17 protein-coding genes and 1 pseudogene are annotated in these 23,968 nt (G+C 54.7%); 5 read left to right on the top strand and 13 right to left on the bottom strand.

The window, feature by feature from the left end; all coding sequences use genetic code 11:
* Positions 1–46: 46 nt before the first annotated feature.
* The 4 genes from WMO36_RS05595 to WMO36_RS05580 all read right to left on the bottom strand — a co-directional run bounded on the left by WMO36_RS05595 (position 47) and on the right by WMO36_RS05580 (position 7,113).
* The gene (locus tag WMO36_RS05595) at positions 47–2,095 is read right to left on the bottom strand and encodes an ABC transporter ATP-binding protein (RefSeq protein ID WP_337516026.1); all 2,049 of its coding nucleotides are present in this window, start codon (positions 2,093–2,095) and stop codon (positions 47–49) included.
* 13 nt (positions 2,096–2,108) lie between these two features.
* Positions 2,109–3,920 carry an ABC transporter ATP-binding protein gene (locus WMO36_RS05590; protein ID WP_195327618.1) on the bottom strand — a complete coding sequence of 604 codons (1,812 nt, stop codon included), beginning with the start codon at positions 3,918–3,920 and terminating at the stop codon, positions 2,109–2,111.
* Positions 3,921–3,958: 38 nt separating this feature from the next.
* Positions 3,959–4,663 (bottom strand): MarR family winged helix-turn-helix transcriptional regulator, encoded by a 705-nt coding sequence (locus WMO36_RS05585; protein WP_302146499.1) that lies wholly within the window; start codon positions 4,661–4,663, stop codon positions 3,959–3,961.
* Positions 4,664–4,866: 203 nt separating this feature from the next.
* Positions 4,867–7,113: an exo-alpha-(1->6)-L-arabinopyranosidase gene (locus tag WMO36_RS05580; RefSeq protein ID WP_195327620.1), complete on the bottom strand. Its 2,247-nt coding sequence runs from the start codon at positions 7,111–7,113 to the stop codon at positions 4,867–4,869.
* Between the two features lie 255 nt (positions 7,114–7,368).
* Between WMO36_RS05580 and WMO36_RS05575 the strand changes: the two genes are divergently transcribed.
* Positions 7,369–7,947 carry a TetR/AcrR family transcriptional regulator gene (locus tag WMO36_RS05575; RefSeq protein WP_195327621.1) on the top strand — a complete coding sequence of 193 codons (579 nt, stop codon included), beginning with the start codon at positions 7,369–7,371 and terminating at the stop codon, positions 7,945–7,947.
* A 55-nt stretch (positions 7,948–8,002) separates the two neighbouring features.
* Positions 8,003–9,205, top strand: coding sequence for a glycerate kinase family protein (locus WMO36_RS05570; RefSeq protein WP_302146495.1), 1,203 nt, complete (start codon positions 8,003–8,005; stop codon positions 9,203–9,205).
* Here the strand turns inward: WMO36_RS05570 and WMO36_RS05565 are convergent.
* The 3 genes and pseudogenes from WMO36_RS05565 to WMO36_RS05555 form a co-directional block, all read right to left on the bottom strand.
* Positions 9,197–9,448, bottom strand: a complete 252-nt coding sequence (locus WMO36_RS05565; RefSeq protein WP_281676374.1) for a hypothetical protein — start codon at positions 9,446–9,448, stop codon at positions 9,197–9,199. The two genes, WMO36_RS05570 and WMO36_RS05565, sit on opposite strands and share 9 nt — an antisense overlap.
* Before the next feature lie 81 nt (positions 9,449–9,529).
* On the bottom strand, positions 9,530–11,872 hold the full coding sequence (locus WMO36_RS05560; RefSeq protein ID WP_302146494.1) for a glycoside hydrolase family 3 N-terminal domain-containing protein: 2,343 nt from the start codon (positions 11,870–11,872) through the stop codon (positions 9,530–9,532).
* A 174-nt stretch (positions 11,873–12,046) separates the two neighbouring features.
* Positions 12,047–12,343 (bottom strand): annotated as a pseudogene (locus tag WMO36_RS05555) (TetR family transcriptional regulator); the annotation flags it as partial.
* Positions 12,344–12,465: 122 nt separating this feature from the next.
* Here WMO36_RS05555 and WMO36_RS05550 point away from each other — a divergent pair.
* Complete coding sequence (locus WMO36_RS05550; protein ID WP_349077096.1) at positions 12,466–13,704, top strand: MFS transporter; 1,239 nt, start codon at positions 12,466–12,468, stop codon at positions 13,702–13,704.
* A gap of 39 nt (positions 13,705–13,743) precedes the next feature.
* Positions 13,744–14,931, top strand: a complete 1,188-nt coding sequence (locus WMO36_RS05545) for an ATP-grasp domain-containing protein (protein WP_271740927.1) — start codon at positions 13,744–13,746, stop codon at positions 14,929–14,931.
* A 324-nt stretch (positions 14,932–15,255) separates the two neighbouring features.
* On the opposite strand, the gene WMO36_RS05540 is transcribed toward WMO36_RS05545, so the two are convergent.
* The 6 genes from WMO36_RS05540 to WMO36_RS05515 all read right to left on the bottom strand — a co-directional run bounded on the left by WMO36_RS05540 (position 15,256) and on the right by WMO36_RS05515 (position 22,987).
* Positions 15,256–15,891, bottom strand: a complete 636-nt coding sequence (locus WMO36_RS05540; RefSeq protein WP_003834147.1) for a TetR/AcrR family transcriptional regulator — start codon at positions 15,889–15,891, stop codon at positions 15,256–15,258.
* Positions 15,892–15,938: 47 nt separating this feature from the next.
* The gene (locus WMO36_RS05535) at positions 15,939–17,138 is read right to left on the bottom strand and encodes a glycoside hydrolase family 5 protein (protein ID WP_349077095.1); all 1,200 of its coding nucleotides are present in this window, start codon (positions 17,136–17,138) and stop codon (positions 15,939–15,941) included.
* Between the two features lie 222 nt (positions 17,139–17,360).
* Positions 17,361–19,007 (bottom strand): glycoside hydrolase family 43 protein, encoded by a 1,647-nt coding sequence (locus WMO36_RS05530; RefSeq protein WP_349077094.1) that lies wholly within the window; start codon positions 19,005–19,007, stop codon positions 17,361–17,363.
* Between the two features lie 42 nt (positions 19,008–19,049).
* Positions 19,050–19,772 (bottom strand): hypothetical protein, encoded by a 723-nt coding sequence (locus tag WMO36_RS05525; RefSeq protein ID WP_259325915.1) that lies wholly within the window; start codon positions 19,770–19,772, stop codon positions 19,050–19,052.
* Positions 19,773–20,024: 252 nt separating this feature from the next.
* Positions 20,025–21,575 (bottom strand): alpha-N-arabinofuranosidase, encoded by a 1,551-nt coding sequence (locus WMO36_RS05520; RefSeq protein WP_349077092.1) that lies wholly within the window; start codon positions 21,573–21,575, stop codon positions 20,025–20,027.
* A gap of 155 nt (positions 21,576–21,730) precedes the next feature.
* Complete coding sequence (locus tag WMO36_RS05515; RefSeq protein ID WP_270560128.1) at positions 21,731–22,987, bottom strand: MFS transporter; 1,257 nt, start codon at positions 22,985–22,987, stop codon at positions 21,731–21,733.
* Between the two features lie 261 nt (positions 22,988–23,248).
* Between WMO36_RS05515 and WMO36_RS05510 the strand changes: the two genes are divergently transcribed.
* Complete coding sequence (locus WMO36_RS05510) at positions 23,249–23,935, top strand: TetR/AcrR family transcriptional regulator (protein WP_291801686.1); 687 nt, start codon at positions 23,249–23,251, stop codon at positions 23,933–23,935.
* Positions 23,936–23,968 lie beyond the last annotated feature (33 nt).

Raw genomic sequence — 23,968 nt, 5'->3', positions numbered from 1 at the left:
AGGGGTCAAAGCGCGGCTAGCCGCGCAGTAATAGCGCAGGATTGCACTATTCGAGCTCTACGGCACCTGTGTAGAGCTGGTAGTACTCGCCCTTCTGTGCGATGAGCTCGTCATGCGAGCCGCGTTCGATGATGCGGCCATGGTCGAGCACCATGATCACGTCGGAATTGCGCACGGTGGACAGGCGGTGTGCGATCACGAACACGGTACGCCCCTTCATGAGGTTATCCATACCGGCCTGCACCACTTCCTCGGTACGGGTGTCGATGGACGAAGTGGCCTCGTCGAGGATCATGGCCGGCGGATCGGCCACGGCCGCACGAGCGATGGAGATCAGCTGACGCTGGCCCTGAGACAGACCAGAACCATCACCTTCAAGCACGGTCTGATAGCCGTTGGGCAGCATGCGAATGAAGCCGTCGGCATTCGTAAGCTTCGCAGCGGCAATGCATTCCTCGTCGGTGGCGTCGAGCCGACCGTAACGGATGTTGTCCATCACCGTGCCTGTGAACAGATTCACGTCCTGCAGCACCACACCCAGCGAACGACGCAGATCCGGCTTACGGATGCCCTTGACGGAAATGCCGTCGTACAGAATCATGCCGTCTTGAATGTCATAGAAACGGTTGATCAGGTTGGTCACCGTGGTCTTACCGGCACCCGTGGCACCGACCAATGCGATCTTCTGCCCGGGCTTGGCGAACCAAGTGATGTCATGCAGCACCGGCTTGTTGGGGTTGTAGCCGAAGGTCACGTCGGTGAAGCGCACATCGCCCTGCAGCAGGGTAAGGCGTCCATCCGGCGAAGTGACAGCGGTTTCACGGGCCTTCATCGCTACTTCTGCAGCACGCGGGCTCAAGGACTGCGCGGCCTTGAGTGAACGGGTGCCATCGTCGCCCTCCTCGCGCTTCCACGCCCAGTGACCGGTTTCATGGTCGACTTCGGTCATGGTGCGGCCGTCTTCGCCGAGTTCCACATTCACCAAGGTCACGGAGCCGTCGTCATCTTCCGGCTGTTCGTCCATGAGCGCGAAGATACGGGATGCGCCGGCGAGCGCCATCATCACCATGTTGAACTGCATGGACACCTGACCGAGCGGGTTCACGAAGGAACGAGACAGCGTCAGCAGAGAGACGAGCGTGCCCAAGGTGAGCTGTCCGGCTCCGGACAGGCCGAAGTTGCCGAGTCCGGAAATCGCCGCGAATCCGCCAAAGATTGCAAGCAGAATGTAGAGCAGATAGCCCATGTTGCCGACGATCGGCATGGTCACATTGCCCCACGTGTTCGCTTCGGCGGAAGCTTCGAAGAGTTCTTCGTTCTTCTTGTCGAAAGTGGTTTGGGTGGCGTCCTCATGGTTGAAGACCTTGATGACCTTCTGGCCGTTGACCGCTTCTTCCACGAATGCGTTCACATCGCCGATGGCGATCTGCTGCTTGACAAAGTAACGTCCGGAACGGGAAACGACCTTGCGCACCACCACGAACAGGATCACAGTGAATGCGAGCACAAAAATGGTGACGGGCACCGACAGCCACAGCATCGACACGAGCGCCGCAAGCGCGGACACCGCGGACGAGAACATTTGCGGGAACGATTGGCTGATGGCCTGGCGCAATGTGTCGGTATCGTTGGTGTAACGGCTCATGATGTCACCGTGTTCGGTGGTATCAAAGTAACGGATCGGCAAGGTCTGCTGGTGAGCGAACATGTCGTCGCGGATCTTCTTCAACGTGCCCTGTTCCACGGCGACGATGATCCACTGCCATAGCCAGCTGCAGAAAATGCCGGCCGCATACAGGCATGCCATGAGTGTCAGCGCACGCAACAGCGGCATCCAGTCAGGGTTGGTGGCACCAACCATGGGCAGAATGTAGGCGTCGATCAGCGACTGCAGGAACAGTGACGATCCGGCCTGCGCTGCGGCTCCGACAAGAATGCACACTACTACGAGCGCCACGCGCCACTTGTACTGGAAGATGTAGCCGAAAATACGCTTGGTGGTGCCCGGTGCGGCTTTCTGCATCGGTGGCTTCGGCTGTTTGCTGGCCACGTTGTTGTTTTCCTTGGATTTCAATGCGGAAGTTTGTTCAGTCATCTGTTGCCTCCTTTCACTGCAGTTCCTCAGGTTGAGCCTGATTCTTGGTTTGCGATTCGTAGATGGAACGGTATTCGTCGCAGTTTTCGAGCAGTTGTTCATGCGTGCCGGCTGCCATGATGCGGCCGTGATCCATGACGAGAATCATGTCGGATTCCTGCACAGAGGCCACACGCTGGGCGATGATGATCTTCGTGGTGTCGGGAATCTCATGATGGAATGCGGTACGAATCAGCTGATCGGTTTTGGTGTCGACCGCGGATGTGGAATCGTCGAGGATCAGGATCTTCGGCTTTTTCAGCAACGCACGCGCAATGCACAGACGCTGGCGCTGGCCGCCGGAAACGTTGGTACCGCCCTGTTCGATGTACGTATCGTACTTGTCGGGGAATTCCTGAATGAAGCCGTCAGCCTGCGCAAGCTGGCACGCGTGGCGAATCTCTTCATCAGTGGCGTTTGGATTGCCCCAACGCAGGTTTTCGGCAATGGTTCCGGAGAAGAGCACGTTCTTTTGCAACACCATGGCAACCTGATCACGCAATACTTCCAAATCGTAATCACGCACATCCACGCCGCCGACCTTCAGCGAGCCTTCGGTCACGTCATACAAACGTGGCACAAGCTGCACCAGACTGGACTTTGCGGAACCGGTGCCGCCGACGATGCCGACGGTCATGCCGGAACGAATCTTCAAATCAATATCGTCAAGCACTGGCTTTTCGGAAGTGGCGGAATAACGGAAGGTGACATGGTCGAAATCGATCTCGCCATTCTTCACTTCCTTGACTGGATTAGCCGGATTCGTAACCGTGCTTTCCTCGTTCAGCACCTGGCAGATACGTTCGGCGGAAGCCTGCGAAATAATGCACATCACGAAAATCATGGAAAGCATCATCATAGCCATGAGGATCTGCATGGCGTAGGTGACCAGTGCGGTCAGATCGCCGGTGGTCAAGCCTAGGGCTGCATTGTTGCCGGACGCCACGATCTGCCGGGCGCCCATCCATGCGATGAGCAGCATGGACACGTACACGCACAGCATCATAAGCGGATTGTTGAAGCTCATAATGCGTTCGGCCTTGGTGAAGTCCTTGAAGATGCGCTGCGAAATGCGGTTGAACTTTTCGGTTTCGTGGCTTTCGCGATTGTAGGACTTGACCACGCGGATGCCCTGCAGGTTCTCGTCGACCACGTTGTTGAGCTTGTCGTATGTGTGGAACACACGCTCGAACACCGGGTGCACCAGCACCGCCAGGCCACACAAGCCGATGGCGAGCACCGGAATGCAGGCGAGGAACACCAAAGAGATGGAGGGGCTGATGCGGAAGGAGAAGATCCACGCCACAATCACCATGATCGGAGCGCGCACACCCATGCGGATAATCATCGAATACGCGTTCTGCAGGTTGGTCACATCGGTGGTCAGTCGTGTGATGATCGAACCGGTGGAGAAACGGTCGATATTGGTGAAGCTGTAGCCTTGCACCTTCTCAAACTGATCGTGACGCAGATTCTTCGCGAATCCGGCACCTGCGATAGCCGAGAACTTTCCAGCCAAAAAGCCGGATGTCAGCGAAACTACCGAGCAAATCAACAGAATCAAGCCGAATTTCAAAATCGCCGGCATGCTGCCACCGCTGATGCCCTCATCAATCAGCGATGCCATGACAGTCGGAATAAGGATTTCCAGCACGCTTTCCACGGCTACAAATGCCGGGGAGAGCAGACTGACTTTTTTGTATTCGCGCAGGGATTTGCCCAGTGTGCGAATGACATGCTGCTTTGGTTTCGGCGTTGCGGACGCCGTTGCGTTTGCCGTTGTCACTACTTGCCCTTTCCTTTTATTTTTACCTATGACGTGTGTTACTTGCGATTGCGCGCGATCGCCATTTCCTGCGATATCCGCAGTACGTGCGAGACATACTCATCACGAGCATCGCGATTATTCGAGGCATAGTCATCGCATGTTTTTTGCGGAACCTGCGATTCTTGCGGAACTTGCGATTTGCTTGCGTCCTGTTCCTGTATTTCCAAACTTGGATATCGACTTTCGTCTCCGATCAAACCTGTTTTCACCAAATTCGTCTGCATGACGTCGAGCACGTGCATGAATTGGCGGATCTGATCGTCTTCAAGGCCTTCCAGCAGGATTCGTTCCATGTTCTTCGCATTGTCCCGCAAGACTTCGGCGATATGCCTCGATTTGTCCGTCAACACGATTTTTTTCAGTCGTGCGTCGCGTTTCACCGGTTCGCGCGCGATCAGGCCCTTCTGCTCCATCAGCCCCAGCACCCGGCATGATGTGGATCGGGTCACGCCAAAGCGTTGCTCAATGTCTTGAGGAAAGATTTCCTCGTTGTCATGCCGTGCGAGATACACGATGACGTCAACGTTGCCGTTGCTGATGTCTTCCGCCGCTTCAGGGCGGGTGACGCGCAGATACCGGTTGACCACGTTGTGCAGCGAGCGAATGGCCACGCTGGGGGGCTTTGCCAAGCCGCTTTCCCAGACTTCGAAGAGTCGTGAGCCAGTCGGTTCCTTGTATTGTTCGTTCGTCACTTCCGTCACAGCATATATAGTAAACCGTTGTATATACAACTGTTGCATATGCAACAATTGGCATGTCGTACGTATCCGTTTGCCTTGAAAATCGTCATAAAGCAACAATCCCAGAGCAACCTTCCAACAATGCAAAGGCCGAGGAATCAGGTCCGCACCGGTTCAGAGTAACGGATCAGATTCCCCGACCTTAAGTCTTGAATCCCGCGAAACTACTTGGTGAGTTCAGCGTATTCGGCAAGCATGTATTCGAAGATCTGCTTGCCATCGGCACCCATCAGCACCGACATGCTGTTGATCGGCATGGAGTCGAGGAACAGACGGGTCATGTCATTGTCGGGCACGATCGGCATACGGCCGGCTTCACCTTCGGCACGCAGCTTCTCGAGCACCTTGGAACCGAGCGGATCCTTACGCCATTCCATGAAGTTGGACCACTCGGTGAGCGGCTGGGCCTTACCGTCGCCATCGAGCTCCACTACCGCGGAACCGGCGATGTCACGGCTGGATGTGCCGACTTCGATGGCGTATTCGCCGCTCTCCACATGCCAGTCGTTGAACTTCTCAGACCAGTAGGCGAAGGCGCGATCGTCGAGATCGAAGGAGACTTCGGCGGATTCGCCGGCTTTGAGGAACACCTTCTTGAAGCCTTTGAGCTCGTGCTTCGGGCGGGCCACGTCAGCCTTGCCAGGAGCCACGTACACCTGCACGGTTTCGGCGGCGTCAACGTTCGAGGTGTTCTTGACCACTGCGCTGACGGTTGCGGTGCAGGCACCGGTCTTGACGGCCTTCACGTCGCTCACTTCGAACGTGGCGTAGCTCAAGCCGAAGCCGAACGGGTAGTCGACGGCCTTGTTGTAGGTGTCGTAATAGCGGTAGCCCACAAACACGCCTTCGCCATAATCGACATGCCCCTCTTCACCCGGCCAGTTGATGGTGCTCGGATCGTCGTTGATGTCGAAGGGAATGGTCTGCGCAAGCTTGCCGGACGGGCTCACCTTGCCGAACAGCACGTCGGCGAGCGCCGGACCGCCGGACTGTCCGAGCAGCCAGGATTCGAGGATGCCCTTGGCGTTCTTGGCCCATGGTGCCACGGTGACGACGGAGCCGTTGGAGAGTACGACCACAACGTTCTTGTTTTCGGCTGCGACGGCTTCGAGCAGTGCGATCTGCTTGGCCGGCATGTCGAGGGTCTCACGGTCGAAGCCTTCGGATTCGGCCGCTTCAGGGAGCCCTAGGAACATGAGCACCACGTCGGCGCCCTTGGCAGCTTCGACGGCTTCGGCTTCGAGTGCCGGATCGGCCGGTTCGAGGTCGAGGGTGAATCCTGGGGCGAACTTGGCATCCACGCCGCGTTCGGTGAGGGCGTCCAGGAAGCTGGTCATCTTGGTTGGGGTGATGTGCGAGGAACCACCGCCCTGGTAGCGCGGGGTACGTGCGAATTCGCCGATGACGGTGACCTTGGCATCGCCAGCGACTGGCAGAATGGCGTCATCGTTCTTGAGGAGCACCATGGATTCGACGGCGGCCTGATGTGCGACCTCATCGTGGGCTTCGATGTCGAAACGATAGTTTTCGACGCTCATGGCTGCGCGGGTCTTGTTGACCAAGTCGATCATGCCTTGTGCCATGCGGTCGAGCTGTGCCGGCTGGATGCGGCCGTCGCGTGCGGCGTAGACGATTTGGTCGTCGGTGTAGCTTGGCGGCATTTCGAGGTTGAGGCCCGCATTGAGGGAGGCCACGCGGTCGTGGTCTGCGCCCCAGTCGCTCATGACGATACCTTGGAAGCCCCATTCGTCGCGCAGCACGTCGGTGAGCAGCCAGCGATCCTGGGCGGCATGCACGCCGTTGATGCAGTTGTATGCGCACATGATGGTCCACGGCTGGGCTTCCTTGACGATGTGTTCGAATGCCGGGAAGTAGATTTCGCGCAGCGCACGCTGGGAGATGTTGGCGCTGATGCGCAGCCGGTCGGTCTCCTGGCTGTTGGCGGCGAAATGCTTGAGCGAAGTGCCCACGCCCTTGGACTGCACGCCTGCGACGATGCCGACCGCCTCATGACCCGCCAGATACGGGTCTTCGGACCAGTATTCGAAGCAGCGGCCGCCAAGCGGGTTGCGCTTGATGTTCACGCCGGGACCGAGGATTACGGCAACCTTCTCCTGAATGCATTCTTCGGCCATGGCTTCGCCGACCTGGTGGATGAGTTCCGGATTCCACGAGCTGGACAGGCCCGCGGCCGGCGGGAAGCAGGTGGCGGGCACGGAGTTGTTCAGATCGACTTCGCCGGTGGTGGCCGAGTTGGACTTGCGCAGACCGTGGGGTCCGTCGGTGATCATATAGCCGGGAATGCCCTTGGCTTCAACGCCTTGCAGATGCCAAGCGTCGCCGCCGGAAGTTAGGGATGCCTTTTCTTCAAGCGTCAGGTCATTGACGGAAGGATAGGTGTTTTCGCTCATACGTTCCTCTTTCGCATCGTTTTCTTGAGTTCGTATCGGTTAACCGGCCTATGGAATCTCAACCCCGAAATCTTTACTAACCGGTCGGTAGGTACTTTATCAAAATCAACATCACAACACGCCAATCTTCTTTGAAAAATCAGTTAACCGACCGTAAAGTAACTGCAAGTATTTACCACTTGAGAGAAATGGCGATTCATAAGCATTGCAGCGCACATGAATCGCCATTCATGGAAGGCAGGAGAGGGAATCATCATGGCCAACGAAGAAGTCGACCGAAGAGCGGAGATTCTCAATGCGGCCGTCGAACTGTTTGGAACGCTCGGCTATTACGGCACTTCCCTGCAGAAAATCGCCGATCGCGTAGGACTCACCAAGGCTGGCGTGCTGCATTATGTCGGCAGTAAGGAAGGACTGCTCACAGCCGCGCTGGACGAAGTCTACGATTCCGAAACGGAAGACATTCTTACCGACATAGTACGTGAGCCACGCCCGTTGATCGCCGACATGTGGCGCAGAATCGTGGCGGTGAACGCACGCAGACCGATTCAGGTGCACATGTTTTCCACGTTGAGCGCCGAAGCGATCGACCCGAACCACCCTGCGCACGAGTATTTCGCCAACCGTGAGCTGCATAATGCCGACACCGCACTCAACATCCGTTGGCAAGTGCCTGAAGGTGTTGATACGCGTCGGCTGCTTAATGCGGGATTCGCCATGATGGATGGCGTGCAGCTGCGTTGGCTGCGCACGCCCGGCCAGGATCTGAACGCCATGTGGGCGGAATGCGAAGACGCCCTGTTCCCCCTGCCCATGTGGGAGGGTTACCGCTAAGCCTCTGCCCCGGCACTGCATTAATGTATGGATGCAGACGTAAAAGGAGGCATGTATGCGGATTCTGCTGGCACCGGACTCGTTCAAGGAAGCCGCTTCGGCTGAAGCAATCGCACAGGCGATGGCTCGCGGCATTAAGCGTGGCAATCCGCAGGCGGAATGCCGGCTCATGCCTCTTTCCGATGGCGGCGAAGGATTGACGCAAGCCTTGGTTCATGCCACCGCCGGCACGTTGCACAATGTTGAGACAGTTGATGCGATCGGCCGCCCGATTACCGCTCAGTTTGGCTTTCTTGGCAATAATCGTGCTTCTTGTATTCTCCACACCGCCGTGGTCGAGTTGGCTTCGGCAAGCGGACTTGAACGGGTCTCCCCCGCCGACCGTAATGCGTTGTCTTCTTCCACGTTCGGCACCGGCTTGCTGATTCGTGCTGCGATTGACGCCGGCGCGAATCGTATTGTGCTTGGTTTGGGCGGCAGTGCCACTACGGATGGTGGCACGGGATTGGCTCGCGCGCTTGGATTTCGTTTTCTTGATACGGCAGGTCATGATATTCCGCTTGGTGGCGGTTCTCTTGTTGATTTGGAGAGGATTGACGATTCGGAAGTTCCCGATTTTGTAAAAAATGTTCCGATTGTTCTCGCCTGCGATGTCACCAATCCTTTGACCGGACCGGAAGGTGCTGCGCATGTGTTCGCTCCGCAAAAAGGCGCGAACACAGCACAGGTCGAACTCCTCGATCAGGGACTTGCGAATCTCGCACACGCGATCATGCAATACAATGGCCGCGATATTGAGCGCATTCCCGGTACAGGCGCCGCAGGCGGTACCGGCGGCGGGATGCTCGGCCTGTTCAATACAACAGTACGGCCGGGAATCGAACTTGTGCTCGATCTTACGCATGGTCGCGAAGCATGCGCATGGGCCGACGTCATCATCACCGGCGAAGGTTCCATCGACAGTCAGACACCGTACGGCAAAGTGCCGAGTGGCATTGCGAAACTGGCGCAATCGCAAGGAAAACCAACTATTGCCATTGGTGGAACGGTAACCCGCGATCCACACACCATCGAAGCGTTGAACGAGACCGGCATCGTCGCAACGTTCGGCATTGCGCCCGGGCCGGCGGATCTTGCGACGCTGATCGCCAACACGGAACGCAATGTCGAGATCACGTGTGCCGCAATCGCCGGCACACTGCGCGTTGCTTCGGCTACTGCAGTAACTGCAGCTACTTCACCTTGCGAATCAGCATGATGAACACCGTGCCCAGTAGCGCCGCAACCACAGCGATCGGGAACAAAGCCGTAAACCGCCAGTGGCAAGCACAATCGTGCCGGCAAGCTGCTGTATGGCGTTCATCACCGCGGAACAGTCGGCGTTCATTGACGATGGCAACTGGTTCAACGCATGCGTCTGATCAGGCACCAGTACGAATCCGGAAGCAGCCATAAACAACGCGTATGCCACGGCAATGGTCCATTCATGCGAGCCGCCCACGATCGGCATTTCGTAGGCGGCTCATATCAGACTAGCGTGTCGATTATTAGGTTCTGCGACACGGCTTATTTCGTTTCGCTTTTACGCGACGGTGAAGGTGGTGCGCTTCAAGTGTTCGCGACGGCTGGAATGGCCGATAAGCACTTCGAATTCGCCCGGTTCGACGATTCGGTTGGCTTCCGAATCGACGATGGTGCAATCGGAAACCGGAATGTCGAAGGCAACGGTCTTACTTTTGCCTGGTTCGAGTTCCACGCGCTGGAATGCTTTGAGTTCACGATCAGTCCAGCTGTAGGAGGTCACGATGTCGCCGATGTAGAGCTGCACTACTTCCGTGCCCTTGCGATCGCCCGTATTGGTGAGGGTGATTTCGGCATGCACGGTGTCGGTTTCGGTGAATATGCCGGATTCCGGAACGTTGGTGATGGTCGGATCTCCGTATTCGAACGTGGTGTAGCTCAGACCCTCGCCGAATGCGAATGCCGGATTCTGCGTGAGGTCGGCGTAACGGTTGCCGTGCTGGCCTCGAATCTGGTTGTAGTAGACCGGCAGCTGTCCTGCGTGACGCGGGAAGGTGATCGGCAGGCGTCCGCTCGGTTCGGTTTCGCCGAGAATGATTTCGGCGATGGCCTGGCCGCCCTTCATGCCCGGGCTTGGAGCCCACAGCAGAGCCGAAGTACCTTCGGCTGGAGTTTCGTCAACAATCACGCCGTTGGTGCCGATCACGGATGCCGGCAGCACTTGCGGCTTGGAGCTGACAAGCACCACCACGAACGGCTTGCCGGTTTCGCGAGCCACGTTCGACAGTGCATCGATCAGCGTATTCTGTCCGCCGAGCAGTTCAAGCGTGGCGGTGGAGCAGCCTTCGCCAATGGCCTGGATCACATCGCCCACCACGGCCACGATCAGGTCGCTTTTGCGTGCGTTTTCCACGGCTTCGTCAAGCAGTGCGCGATCAATCTTGGCGGAAACGCCGATCTTCGGGCGAGGCTGTCCATCCGGGTAGAACTCGCCTTCCGGATCGGGCACCAAATCCACGATGTTGGCACCGCGAGAGTACACGACCTCGCAACCTTCCGGAGCGAGCTGCTTGAAACCATCAAGCACGGTGGTGATCATTTCACGCGGGTGGCCGTCAGGCATCCAGTTGATCTGGCCGGAGCTGCCTGCCCAGTCGCCCAGCTGGGTCTGGGCGTCATCGGCGAGCGGGCCAACGACCGCGATACGCTTCGCACCGGCCACGTTGAACGGCAGTGAACCGTCGTTCTTCAGCAATGCCACGGCTTCGCGAGCCACTTCAAGGTTGAGCTGCTGATGCTCTTCGGAACCGATCACTGCATCGATACGCTTCTGGTCGGGCAAGCGTGGATCTTCGAACAGTCCAAGACGGAACTTCAGTGCGAGAATACGAGCCACGGCGGCATCGATCAACGATTCGTCAAGCAGACCGGTCTTCACGGCTTCGATCGCACCCTCGTAGAACTTTGGCGTGGTCATCACCAAGTCGTTGCCGGACTTGACCGCATCGGCAGCAGCCTGCACATAGTCAGGCTTGACCTTCTGCTCCCACACGGAACGGCCGACGTTGTCCCAGTCGGTGATGAGCGTGCCCTGATAGTTCCAAGCGCCACGCAGTTTGTCGGAAAGCAGCCACTTGTTGAAGGTGACCGGCACACCTTCGATGGATTCGTAGCCGAGCATGAAGGTGCCGCAGCCTTCCTTGGCCACGCGTTCAAACGGCGGCAGGAACCAGGATTCCAGCTTGCGGTGGCTCAGGTCGGCTTCGGAAGCGTCACGCCCTCCCTGTGTTTCGGAATAGCCTGCGAAATGCTTGGCGCATGCGAGGATCGCGTCTTTGGCGAGCGGCTCGCCCGCCTTAGCTCCACCTTGATAGCCCTTGACAATGGACGATGCCATTTCGCCAATCAGGTACGGATCTTCGCCAAAGGTTTCGCCCACGCGGCCCCAACGGGTGTCTCGCGCGATGCACAGCACCGGGGAGAACGTCCAATGCACGCCGGTGGCTGACACTTCCTCGGCGGTGGCACGGCCCGCGGCCTGTACCTTTTCAGAATCCCACGTGGTTGCCATGCCTAGCTGTTCCGGGAAAATGGTGGCTCCCGGCCAGAAGGAATAGCCGTGAATGCAGTCGTCGCCGATCACCAGCGGAATGCCGAGACGGGTTTTGGCGTTCACCGTTTCCACGGCTTTCGGCAGATCGGAAGGCGAGGTGTGCAGAATGGAACCAACGTGCTTGTCGACGATCAGATCGTCCAAATCGCCGCTTCGCGCGTCAAGCTGCATCATCTGTCCGACTTTTTCCTCAAGGGTCATTCGACCAAGCAGATCGGCGATGCGTTCCTCAGTAGGAAGTTCCGGATTCCTATAAGGCAGATTTACAGTATTTTCAGTGGTTTCGGTCATGGATTGCTCACTTTCCTCATTGAAGCGATTTTCTTTAATTACCAATTGGTAGTTTAGTATATCATGTGCACATCCGCAACTCGACATAAACCCGTCAACGCAAAAGGCGAGGGACCATCAGACCCTCGCCTTTTCGCACGCGCATGCAATGCCAATCTCAACAAGTATTCAAAATCAACGATATGCATCCCACAACGGGGATGGAAACAGCATGTTTTCCATCTGAGCCCACTCTTTGCATAAATCAACTTCAGGCTCGCGCAACCACCATAATTGCACACCATCCATGATTTCCATGGCCTTACGCACCACCGGTCGCATGCTCGACTTCCATGAACCCAATTGCGGAGGAATCAGCCAAGGATATTGCGAATAGTTCTCCCAAATATCGTCCATACGAGCAGTGAATTCATCGTGCAACGGATGTTCAGGATTCAACGATTCCACAGAAAGCACGGTAAACTTTGAAACAGACACCCCCAAGTATGCCAAAACCAAGCGTCACTATATGTGGACGCAGCAATGAACAATTCCCCTATGACAACTAGCATGGGGAGACATTATTTGTAAAGCATAAAAGAAGGTCCATTCAAATGGAGAAGCCGAACGATATTAAAAGAGACTCCATATCAGTGAATTACTTTTTGAATACTGCTGCGTACAGCGGTCTCTTCTCCCTTCTTTCGGTTATTCTCACCGGCCAAGTTTCTGCGGCGTCATCGCTATATGTTGGGCTGGCGCTCGGAATTTTATCTCTTTTTTCTAGAGGCAGTACTGTTTTTATAGGTAGCCTGATTGAGCGTTTCTCAACGGTATCCCTCACCGAGACCGGTTTCGGATTCATGGTTTTTTCACTTTTGCTGCTACAACCGGCAATGGGTGGTTTTATCGGCTTCCTTTTTGCGGATTTGGCTTTGCTGGGACTCGGTCTTTCATTGGTTAATTTTGCCCTACGAGGGCATATCATCGCTACAGTAAAGGATAAAAAAATTCAGGCTTCTTTGTTTGCTTTAGTGACCATGGCAGCCAATCTTGGATCCGCGATTGGACCTCTGGGTTCGAATTACATATATAAGGCTTTCGGACAAACGCTCTTTATTGCAATCATCGTCGGACTCTATGCTTTTTCTGCTTTACTAGCTCCAATAGCGCTGACTCATCATGTCTTCATACGCAATGAGAAAAGCGGCGAGGAAAACACTTCCTCCATCGTGAAGACCATTACAGACTCGCTGAAAAGTCCCGGTACGGTTCTTGCCATCCTGGCGGTGTTCGTGGGCAGTATCATGAATGGTCAGCTTTTTGCCGGAATGTCATTGGAATTCCACTCGTTATCCGATAGTCCAGTCATAAGAGGATTGTTCTATTCCATTGATGCCATATCGGTCATAGCACTGCAAATGCCGGTAAGTAAGATCATCTCGCGCAATATGACCAAAGAACATAATGCCACCTCATTCATAGTCAAAAGCCTGGGGATTTATGGAATTTCCTTCGCACTATTCGCCTGCGGAGTCTCGTCGTACTGGTGGATATGCATCATTTCCTTGGTTGTGTTCTCCATTGCAGAATGCATCTATGCGCCATTAATCAATATTGCTCTGGTAGAGGCACAGCCAGATAAGCCTTTGGTGGACATTCTGAACTATCGGCTGATAATTGCAGCCATTGGTGAATCGGCAGGCTCATTCCTTGGCGGTTGGATCGTTCCGGCACTACGTCCTGCAGGATTGACGGCTTGGTATTGGTGTGCACTGGCGTTAGTGGGAATAATGCCTGCAGTCGTCACTAATCAAATTAGAAAACGTGGACAAAGAGTCATTCGTCATTGAAAGAAAAAGTCTTGGTGAGTACACCGGAAGGGGAATGACATGAAAGTATTATTGCTGCAACAGCCCAAATCTTTCTCAAATTATCCTAAATGGATTGAGGAAATCCAAGAACGTTTCAATTGTTTAGAAGTTATGGTCTTCACCTCGAACGATCGAGCCGCACACCATAGTTGGCCGAGCTCCGTCATCAAGGAAATCGAGGTTTCCGATTATTCCTCTGATAGCGCTACCGCAAAATTCTTTGATATTGTCAGGAAATTTAAACCAGATAGGATAGTTTCCAGCTCAGAGGAAGACGTACTGAGGGTTGCAGAGGCGAGAAGTTTATTTGGAATTCCCGGTTTACAGCATGAACTGGCGTTAAGCTGTCGAGATAAAGTCACGATGAAACAATCGGCCCTTGATGCCGGATTAAAGATTATTCCCCATACCACCTGCCAAGGCTTTGGAGATATTATTTCGGCGTTCGATCGTTGGGAGACGGTTGTTCTCAAACCTCGATGGGGCGCAGGGTCTGCAGGCATTACGATATTGCATTCGAAAGATGACCTGCCCGCTTTAGCTACCAAGCCGGAATTCATACGAAACGTGCATTCAAACCAGTATTACTTAGAGGAATATTGTTCCGGTTCCGTCTACCATGTGGATGTAGTCTATATCAATTCCGGTTCGATTCTGATCTCACCATCACGGTATCTTGTCCCGCCACTGGATTTCGAGAAACAAAACACCGGTTCCGTGATGTTGGATGAGAACGGTGCCGACTATTCCGAGCTGCTCCGACTGACAAAGCAATTAATTGCATCTTTCAACGATCAGACGATTCCGAATGTGATGCATATCGAATTCTATAAGAATGAAACCGGTGATTTCGTATTCGGGGAAATGGCGGCACGCAGAGGAGGCGGTCTCATCAAGCAGGAGCTGGCAGCCGCCTATGGCATAGACCAAAGCAAGGCCAACTTCCTATTGGAACTTGGTCTTGTCGATGCGGATGCGAATATTACGCGATCATCTCAGTATGGCATACTGCTGGAAACCGCTGGATTGAACTGGCCAAAGGAAAAAGAAATCCCGGATTGGGCGGTTTTGGAATCTGTGGGCAAGAAAAAAGGTATCGCTCATAACTCTGTTGATTCTGACAGGAAATTTCTTATTTCCGGCAAGAATGAATCTGAGATTATTCAACGTTCTAATTATCTTATAAATAGTCAATATAATGAGTAAAATTAACTTTTTACAGAGGGACAATTGTAACTAATTCTGCAGCAGGTTCTATATATGACGAATTATTATGTAGAATTGGTAATTCTACTGAATCTAGACTCTTCCGTAAAATAATGATACTAGTATCGCTAGGGATGTTGGGAGCCAGCATTGGCGTCTATACGGGAAGCGCAGCAGGTAGTCTGACTGCATCAAAATGGTCGACATCTCAAGAAACCAGCATGTCTCTTTCAGCAAACTTTTCAGGCACTACCACAATAGAAGATAAGCAAAATGAGGGTGGCCGTCAGGTCACCCCCGAACGTATGCGGAACACACATAAAATCAGCGGCATGCATCCCAGAGGGGCGCGGGAAACAGCAGATTCTCCATTTCGGACCATTCCTCACACAAGTCCACTTCCGGTTCGCGCAGCCACCACAGCTGAATGCCATCCATGATTTCCATGGCTTTGCGCACCACTGGCCGCATGCTGCCGGCCCATGCGCCCAATTGCGGCGGAACCACCCACGGGTATTTCGAGTAGTGTTCCCAGATGTCCTCCATGCGTCCCATGAATTCGTCATGCAATGGGTGATCCGGGTTCAGGGATTCCACCGACAGCACGGTGAACAGCTGCACCATCATGCGGCGGCGCGAGTTGTGTTTCACCAGGTAGCGCAGATACGCAGGAAAATGCGGCGCGGACGGGTCGCTGCCCGGCATGCCCGAAGAGAAGAAGTCCTCCGGCGTGCCGGTCTGCCCGTAGTATTCGTCATATACCAGCGCCAGCATTTTGTCTTTGTTGTCGACGTATCGCAACACGCCTTGTTTGGAGATGCCGACCCTGTCGGCCACGTCTTGGATGGAAATGCCATTGAACCCACGCTCGCTAATCAGCTGGACAGCCGCATCCAGCACTTCCGCTCGACGCTCCTGTGGTGATTTTCGGATACGTTTCGAAGTCTCTTCCTCTGCCATGATTCCGAGTCTAATGCACCTTGCGTCGATTGCCGTTGATTGACTGCCTATGGCACGTCATCGTGAGGGGTATCCGCCAGAATCCATCCATGACGCCATACGCGAGTCAGATCCCACGCCTCAAGATTGCCGCCGTTGCGAGGGTCCCGCGGCGGTCTCCCTTCGCCACTGCCCGGTTTCGCGGAGCGCGCAAGCTGGTAGCTCCAATAGATCTGCCCCGCCGACACGTCCCATGCCGCGCGTTGCAATCGTGACACTTGGCGGTATGCAGCCGATCGGTTTTGGCTGTGTAGGGCCCACTGATTCTCCACACACCACTCGCCCACCAGCACGGGAATACGACGGGCCGCCGAACGGATGACGATGCCACTCGCACCCACCAGCATCCGGTACAGCCATGGCAGTTGCCGCGATCGCAGGTACAGCCGGCGTGCCGGTCCCGAGAACAGCGGATCCTCCATCGCGATGAGATATTGATGGGTGTCGAGTATGACGTTGCGCATGCCAGCACGACGAAACCAACCGCCCCAGCGAAGTAGTCGGAAACCGTCATGGAATACGATCACGGTTTCCGGACGCAGCACGGCGCGCAACCGGGCGTAAGCGTCGCGGTAGAAGCGCTTCAGAAACCGCAGTGAGACATACGTGCTACCGGAAGCCTCATGAGAGTCTTTCGCCGTGTTCGACGTGCTATGGAACACCGACCAGCTCACTGGTTCGTTGAGTACTTCGATGCTGTGCAGGGCCGGTTCGTCGCGGTATCGGCGAGCCAATCGCTCCAGCACGTTCAGCGTGTACTCCACCAAGTCCGTATTCTGCGCCCATTTGCACACACCCGTCAGACCGCCGTTGTCGAAACCATTCTGCGATTCGGGAACGGTATGCAGGTCAATCATAATCTTCAATCCCGTCTCCCGCGCCCAACGGAACGCGCGGTCGAGGTACGTGATGCAGCCCGGATGCCCGGGCCAGTCGCCGAAGATGAAATACGGTATGGGAATGCGTACGAGGTTGATTCCGTGACCGACGATAATACGGAAATCCTCCAGGGTGATGTAGGTTTCGCGGTGCCGGCGCAGTTCCTCGGCGAGATTCCGTTCGGACCAGAGGGATACGTGCGTGCGGTGCATCCAGATTTCATCGTCTTCGGCGCTGCGGGTGAACGGTTTCGGATCCATCCATTTCTCCAGCACCAGCCAGTTGCCGAGGTTCACGCCGTCGATTCGCTCATCGATGCCTAGCACCATGCGTCTCACCGCCCTTACGCTCGGGGGTTGCCCGACTTTTCGTTTCCGTCCATCACAACCCATGGCAAAACCCATTCGGCCCAATGGGCCAAGGAACCGTGCGTCATTCGCAACATTCCTTGGTCCATTGTATGTGCCCCGCGAGCGGCCACACGGCCGCTCGGAATCGGATCACGACCGGATCAGGGTCGTTGAATGATCGTGGTGGCCGCCCGGGCGGGATCAGTCGACAGGCTTCGTTTCGTCCGCCTCATAATCGAAGAAATCAAAATCGGCGGTCTTCTCATGCAGCGAAGCATCAGTGACGGCAATACCGACCATAGTGCCGGTGAACTCACCGAACTTGCAGTATTCGTCAGAGAACGTGGTGGTATCGAAATCCGGACCGATCTTGGTCCAATTCTCGCCATCATAACCCCATTCGAACCAAGTGCGACGGCCCTCAATGTTCAAACGGAAGTAAATCGGCTTATCTTCCACGGCAACACGAGTGTCAAGCATTTCCGTCTTTTCGCCGTTTTCGAGACGCACGATCGAAATCGCGCTGCCGCCAAGCGTCTGCGAATAATACTTGCGCAGGAAAATGTTATTCATGTTGTCGTAGTAGATGGTCAAGCCAGCGCTGTGCTGGTAGACTTCCGGCTCGAACTCCATCTTGGTGGTCACCGTGGCATACACGCTCGTCAGCTTGCGAGTAAGCAGGCTCGTACGATTCAGCGAGGCAAGCGATTCTTCACCGCGAGCACGCAGCCAGCCCGGGCGTTCCGTAGCATTCGCAAACGTGCTCGGCATCTGACGCGGCGAGTAATACCAGTTGCCCAATTCGCCGCCATCAAAGTCATCAAAGTTCGGAATCTCCGGCATCGGCACATCCGGCAGATTCGGTTCCTCAACCTCAATCTTCGCCAGATTGGAACCGTCAGCCATACGCAGCCAGCCATCAGGCGTCCACTGCATCTTCTGGATAGCGGTTTCACGGCCAAGCGTGCAACGCAATTCCGGCACAAACGGACGGCTCGTCAAATGCACCAGATAGGTTTCGCCATTCGGCAGGTCAACATACGAGCCATGCCCGGACTTTTGCAGCACGGAATCCGGGTTGAAATAGCGCGGCTTCAGATGATCGTCATCGGCACGCTCGTTCGACTCCTTCGGCTGTGACGTAACCAGCGGGCCATTCGGATCCGGCTCGTACGGACCCCACACATTGCGGGAACGCCCCATGGTCACGGAATGGTTGTAGCCAGTACCGCCCTCAGCGCACATAATGTAATACCAGCCGTCACGCTTGGTCAGATGCGGAGCCTCAATGCAGCCACGATCAGTAGCACCACGCCAAATACGCTTCGGATAGCCGACCACATGCTTGGTTTCCGGATCATATTCCACGCAGCAGATCACACCCGGCTTCTCATAGCCTTCGCGGGTCTCCCACTCCAAGCTGACGATGTACTTCTTGCCATCATCGTCATGCAGAATGGACGCATCGAAACCGGAGGAAGTCAAATACACCGGCTCGCTCCACGGGCCTTCAATCTTCTTCGACTTAATAAGATAATTATTCACGTCGAAATAGCGCGCATTCATGGAATTCATAACACCATAAATCACGTAGAACATGTCCTCTTCCTCACAATACGTGAGGCAAGGAGCCCAAATGCCCTTAGCGCTCGGCAGCTTGGTAAGGTTCGGATTCGTGTCATCGGTAAGCACATGGGTAAGCAGCTCCCAATGCTTCATATCCTTCGAATGGTAGATCGGAATGCCAGGGAACCATTCGAATGTGGAGACGGCAACGTAGTAATCGTCGCCTTTGCGGCAGATGACTGGATCAGGATTGAAGCCTTTAACAATAGGATTCTGCAGCATTATCTCTCCTTTGATTTCTGCTTTTCTTTTCTTACGTTTTTCTCATTGCTGAACGGGGAACCTGTTTTGCGCTATGCAGCGGCCGAGGTCCCAGGCGTCCCAGCCGATCCAGCCGGGGGTGTTGACCGTGTCGGTGAGCAGCTTGTAGTTCCAGTAGTAGAAACCGCTGCCGTTGCTCCATGCGTTCAACTGCGATTCGGCGACGCCCTGATAGAGCGCACGCTTTTCTTCAGCGCTGAGCGTTTCCGCATGAGCACCCTCTTCACCGTTCAGCACGCTTTGTCCGCCATGGGTATCCACACCGCAGCCAACAGAGTTGAACAGGCACCATTCGCCTACGATCACCGGGAAGTATTCGCTCATTTCGGCGATCATCGGCACATACGTGTTCTTGACGAAATCGTCGTAGCCTTCCACAGTTTGCGGGCAACCCATCATTTCGGCAGTCATCAAATACTGGTGGGTGTCAAGAATCACGTTTTCGAATTCCGGCGCAAGCCCACCGTCTTCGCCACGCATGAAATCCTTCCACTGATCGATGTCAAAACCGTCATGGAACACCACGGCCTTGCTTGTCGGCAATGCACCCTTATTCTCGTCGCGCAGACGATGGTATGCGGTGATATAGAAGTTCTTCAGCCAGTCGAATGCGATCGGACCAGTTCCTTCAGCCAGTTCAGGATCGACAGCCTTATATCGTTCGGTCACATTCATCATCGGCCACGACGTAGTAGTATTCGGCTCGTTGATGATTTCAATGCCCATCAGCGGTTGTTCCATCGAACAATGCCGGGTTCATCCACTTTTCCAGAACCAGCCAGTTACCCAGGTTCACGCCCTTGATGTAATTGAGGTCCATATGCACTCCTCCGTACGTTTTCGATCGCAGTTTCTATTACTTAGTAACCACTTAGTTAAATGATAATACATTTTTCTTCCTTACGCAACTCGACTACACGAAAAGCCCCTTTCTTGCGGGAAGAAAGAGGCTTTTTACAACCAGAGAGAAATAATTAGCTAGCAAAGCGTCACGCGAAGGGCATTCACCGAAGCGGCGGGCAGTGCCACCGTCAGCTCGGCGCCGCCAGCGGATTCACGCACGGTCACAGCAGTATCAACATCCGCAGTATGGGTGCGCACGAGATCCGGATACCCCACAGTATTGCAATCATGCGGATCTTCGGAAGCGAGCGTTTCCATCGATTCGACTTTGGCTCCGCACGGAAGCTGCAATCGTACTTCAGCAGCATCGTTCATGTGTGCATTAGTCAGATTGACCAGCAGCTGAGTGCCGTCTTCATTGCGTGACGCAAACGTATACACGGCGGAATCTTCGGAATCGTTGCGATTCACATCAAGTGCGATCATGCCACGATGCGCCCTGTACATCATGAATACGTCATAGTTAGGCGTAAGGATGGTCCGATCGCCTTCAGTCAAAATCAGCGAGTTGAGCACGTTGATGGTTTGCGCGTTGCACGCCATGGACACCTTGTCGCAGTTGCGCTGCAGCAGATCCAACGTAAGCGCGGTAGTGATGGCGTCACGCATGGTCACCTGCTGCTTAAGCGCCGGGCGCGCAAAGAACGCGGTCTTATGCCAATTGCCCCACTCACCGATAATCAGATCGACATGCGAAAGCTTGGAATCCATCGCCACTTCCGGCTCATGAATAAGCGCCAAACCATCGTTCATCAAACGCCACTGATCACACAGAATGTCTTCAAGCTCAAGGCAACCCTCAATCACCGTGTTCCAGCCGTCTTCATCGAACTCGGTCGGAGTATCAGCATCGTTATCCACATTCCAGTTGTAGAAATGCAGATCATAACCATCGATTTTCGGCTGACGATATTCGGCAAGACCACGGAAGAAGTCCTGGGTCCACTGCACGCGTTCGCGCGGCTTGTTACCGTCAGGACCGCTCGCGATGGCATACATTTCCGTCGGCGCGAACACATCGGCGGTGAAGCTTGGCATAGCGGATGCGAACCTGCGGTATTCGTCAAGGTAGGTTTGCGGCGTCATGGTACCGCCTCCAGCCCACACTTCGTTGCCAATGCCCCAATATTTCACACCGTACGGTGCTTTATGGCCGTTGGCCTCACGTTCCTTGGCCAGATCGGTGGGCTGCTCACGATTGCAGTATTCCATCCAATCCTTCATTTCGGCCACAGTACCGGAAAGCATGTTGATATTGATCCACGGTTCCGCGCCGAGCATTTCGCACAAACGCAGGAATTCGTCGGTGCCGAAGCTGTGATCGTCGAGTTCGTACGTGGCGAAGTTTTCATTAAAGGTGGTTTTACGTTCGCTTTGCGGCCCCACGCCGTCACGCCAATGGTAGGTGTCTGCGTAGCAACCGCCCGGCCAACGAATAACCGGCGGCTGCAATGCACGCAAAGCATCCAATGTGGCCTTGCGGTAGCCATGCTCGTTTTCAATCGGGGAATCCTCCCCTACCCACAGACCTTCATCAATGCATTCGCCAAGGAATTCAATGAATTGGCCATGCAGTTTCGGATCGATACGACCAATCGTACTGTTCGGGTCAATGCAGACAACCATGGTTTACTCCTTTGCAGTAGTACTCACATCTGCAGTGTTCGTAATTCGTACAGTTCCTGTAGTTATTGTGCCGCACAATATGTGCGAAATGGCCGAAGATCCCAGGAGAGATAATGAAAGGATCTCCGGCCAAGTTATTTCGGAAAATGCCGACGCTACTTCACCTTTTTAATCATCAGAATGAAGACGCAGGCGAGCGCCACCATCACGATTGCCGTCGGGAACACCATGGCATAGGAGCCGGTGGCCACCACGATGGCGGAAGTGACGATCGGGCCGACCATCTGACCGAGAGTGGTTGCGATGTTCAGAATGCCTAGATCCTTACCAGCCTCTTCTTCGTTCGGCAGCACGTCAACGTTGAGTGCCTGGTCAACAGAGCCGTACATGCCGTAGCCGAAGCCGCCGATGGCGGAGAAGAGAATCATACCCAGCGCATTATGCATGAGCCACGGCAGAGCATAACCGATGGCAAGCAGCACGCTTGCAGCCACAACCGGAATCTTACGGCGGCCGATTTTGTCGGAAATCGGACCTGCGGAAAGCGCGGAAATCAGGGAGACAACCATCAGCACCAAGCTCATGGTGGAAATGGTGGCTGCGGAATCTTCAACGCTTTGACCGATATAATCCTGCAGAATATACAGCTGGTAGTTGAGGATCATGTAGTAGCTGAACAGCAGCAGGGAACGACCAGCGAATGCCAGCCAGAAGTCACGAGCGCCCTTGGTCGGCGGACGGAAGCTCATGATGATGCCCTTGAAATCGACCTTTTCCTTAGGCATGTCCTTGCTGGACTTTTCCTTCGGCCAGAAGATCACGGCAAGCACACCGGAAAGCGCCATGGCCACACCAGCGACAATGAAGCCCGGGAGCTGCAGGGTGATGAACTGCGCACCAACAATCTGGCCGAGTGCGGAACCGAAAAGCGTACCTGCGGAGATGAATGCAGACATGGTGCCGCGCATATCTTCCGGAACACGGTCGGACAGGGATGCGATGACCGGCGCGATCATCATGTTCAGACCGACCATGGAAATGCAGTAGCTGACACCGATGCTCACACCGTCCGGCAAAATGCCGATGAGGAACAGCGAGATACCAGCGACAATGCCGCCCGATGCGATCCACGGCGTACGGCGGCCGAAGATCGAGCGCGTACGGTCAGACATGTTGCCGACCACCAGGTTGGAAATCAGCGAGGCGAGTGCCGTGGCCGAATTAAGCACACCAAAGATGGCGTCTTTGCTGTCGGGCGCGATATCGGCCAAACGCTGCGGAAGCAACACTGCAGCAACGATCTGCAATGCCAGCATCCACGCGAATGAGAACACGAAGAACGCTACGCAGAAACGCGTTTTGTCAATTTTGGAAAGCGTGCGAGTGCTTTCCGCGGACTGTGCGCCAGTCATGCTTATCTCCTTATCTTTCTTCTTCGAAATCAGCCCCACGTTTTTGCCGAATCTTCAACGATCGCACAAGCAAGAGAGGCGCTGATTGAAGTCGATGTCCATCGGCTTCGTCAGTTATCTTATATCTTAAAAGTATAAGATAACAAATCGGCGTGTCGAGCAACTACCTACTTTCAAACACATCAATCAATTACATAACCGCAATATCGAAACCATACGAAAACACACGTGGGCAGCGGCAATAGTATTCTTCAAAGCAGTATGGAATCACAGGAAAAAACATCAGCAAACAGCATCAAGAGCCGTCCAATCAACCAAAGAAAACGACTCTCCCCAGCACAGCGACGCAAACAGGTCGCACAAGAAGCGGTAACCCTGATCACGCAATACGGATCATATGGCTTCCCCATGCAAGCCTTGGCGGACGCGGTCGGAATGACACTGCCAGGACTCAACCATTACGTCAAAAACCGCGAAGAACTGCTCTCATTGGTCATCGAAACGTTCTACGACTCCGAAGAAAGCAATGCACCCACGACATTGGGCGCAACCATCAACCACTGCGACCAATCAGATTCTGCAACCAAAGAATGTCGACATTTGCCCAGCGCACTGCACGAAACCGTATGTTTCAACGCCAAACGTCCTGAACTCGTCGCACTATTCATGCGCCTCGCAATCGAAGCATCCGACCCGCAACACCCGGCACACGAGTTCTACCAAAACAGGCACGGATCAATCCTAACCGACATGACCAGCGTGGACTGGGAACTACCGGAAGAATACCGAGATCCAGAACGCCTGCACGACCTCATCGTCACCGCATTCTTCGCCATGGACGGCGTACAAATCCAGTCGCTGACCAACCCAAACGAATCCATGATGCAACTTTGGGAACGCGCCGAACGCATTCTGTTCCCCTCCCCCACCTGGGACGGCTACCGCTAAACAGAGCGCGACAAGCAAAAACACTGTAAAACA

This window comes from Bifidobacterium hominis (genome assembly GCF_040095915.1).
GTDB classification, from domain to species: Bacteria; Actinomycetota; Actinomycetes; order Actinomycetales; family Bifidobacteriaceae; genus Bifidobacterium; species Bifidobacterium hominis.
This window is presented reverse-complemented; position numbering and strand designations above follow the sequence as displayed.

Bases quoted from the DNA above. Each gene is read 5' to 3' on its own strand.
- WMO36_RS05595 (WP_337516026.1), bottom strand. From the start codon at position 2,095: ATGACTGAACAAACTTCCGCATTGAAATCCAAGGAAAACAACAACGTG.
- WMO36_RS05580 (WP_195327620.1), bottom strand. From the start codon at position 7,113: ATGAGCGAAAACACCTATCCTTCCGTCAATGACCTGACGCTTGAAGAA.
- WMO36_RS05575 (WP_195327621.1), top strand. From the start codon at position 7,369: ATGGCCAACGAAGAAGTCGACCGAAGAGCGGAGATTCTCAATGCGGCC.
- WMO36_RS05570 (WP_302146495.1), top strand. From the start codon at position 8,003: ATGCGGATTCTGCTGGCACCGGACTCGTTCAAGGAAGCCGCTTCGGCT.
- WMO36_RS05560 (WP_302146494.1), bottom strand. From the start codon at position 11,872: ATGACCGAAACCACTGAAAATACTGTAAATCTGCCTTATAGGAATCCG.
- WMO36_RS05550 (WP_349077096.1), top strand. From the start codon at position 12,466: ATGGAGAAGCCGAACGATATTAAAAGAGACTCCATATCAGTGAATTAC.
- WMO36_RS05545 (WP_271740927.1), top strand. From the start codon at position 13,744: ATGAAAGTATTATTGCTGCAACAGCCCAAATCTTTCTCAAATTATCCT.
- WMO36_RS05540 (WP_003834147.1), bottom strand. From the start codon at position 15,891: ATGGCAGAGGAAGAGACTTCGAAACGTATCCGAAAATCACCACAGGAG.
- WMO36_RS05535 (WP_349077095.1), bottom strand. From the start codon at position 17,138: ATGGTGCTAGGCATCGATGAGCGAATCGACGGCGTGAACCTCGGCAAC.
- WMO36_RS05530 (WP_349077094.1), bottom strand. From the start codon at position 19,007: ATGCTGCAGAATCCTATTGTTAAAGGCTTCAATCCTGATCCAGTCATC.
- WMO36_RS05525 (WP_259325915.1), bottom strand. From the start codon at position 19,772: ATGGGCATTGAAATCATCAACGAGCCGAATACTACTACGTCGTGGCCG.
- WMO36_RS05520 (WP_349077092.1), bottom strand. From the start codon at position 21,575: ATGGTTGTCTGCATTGACCCGAACAGTACGATTGGTCGTATCGATCCG.
- WMO36_RS05515 (WP_270560128.1), bottom strand. From the start codon at position 22,987: ATGACTGGCGCACAGTCCGCGGAAAGCACTCGCACGCTTTCCAAAATT.
- WMO36_RS05510 (WP_291801686.1), top strand. From the start codon at position 23,249: ATGGAATCACAGGAAAAAACATCAGCAAACAGCATCAAGAGCCGTCCA.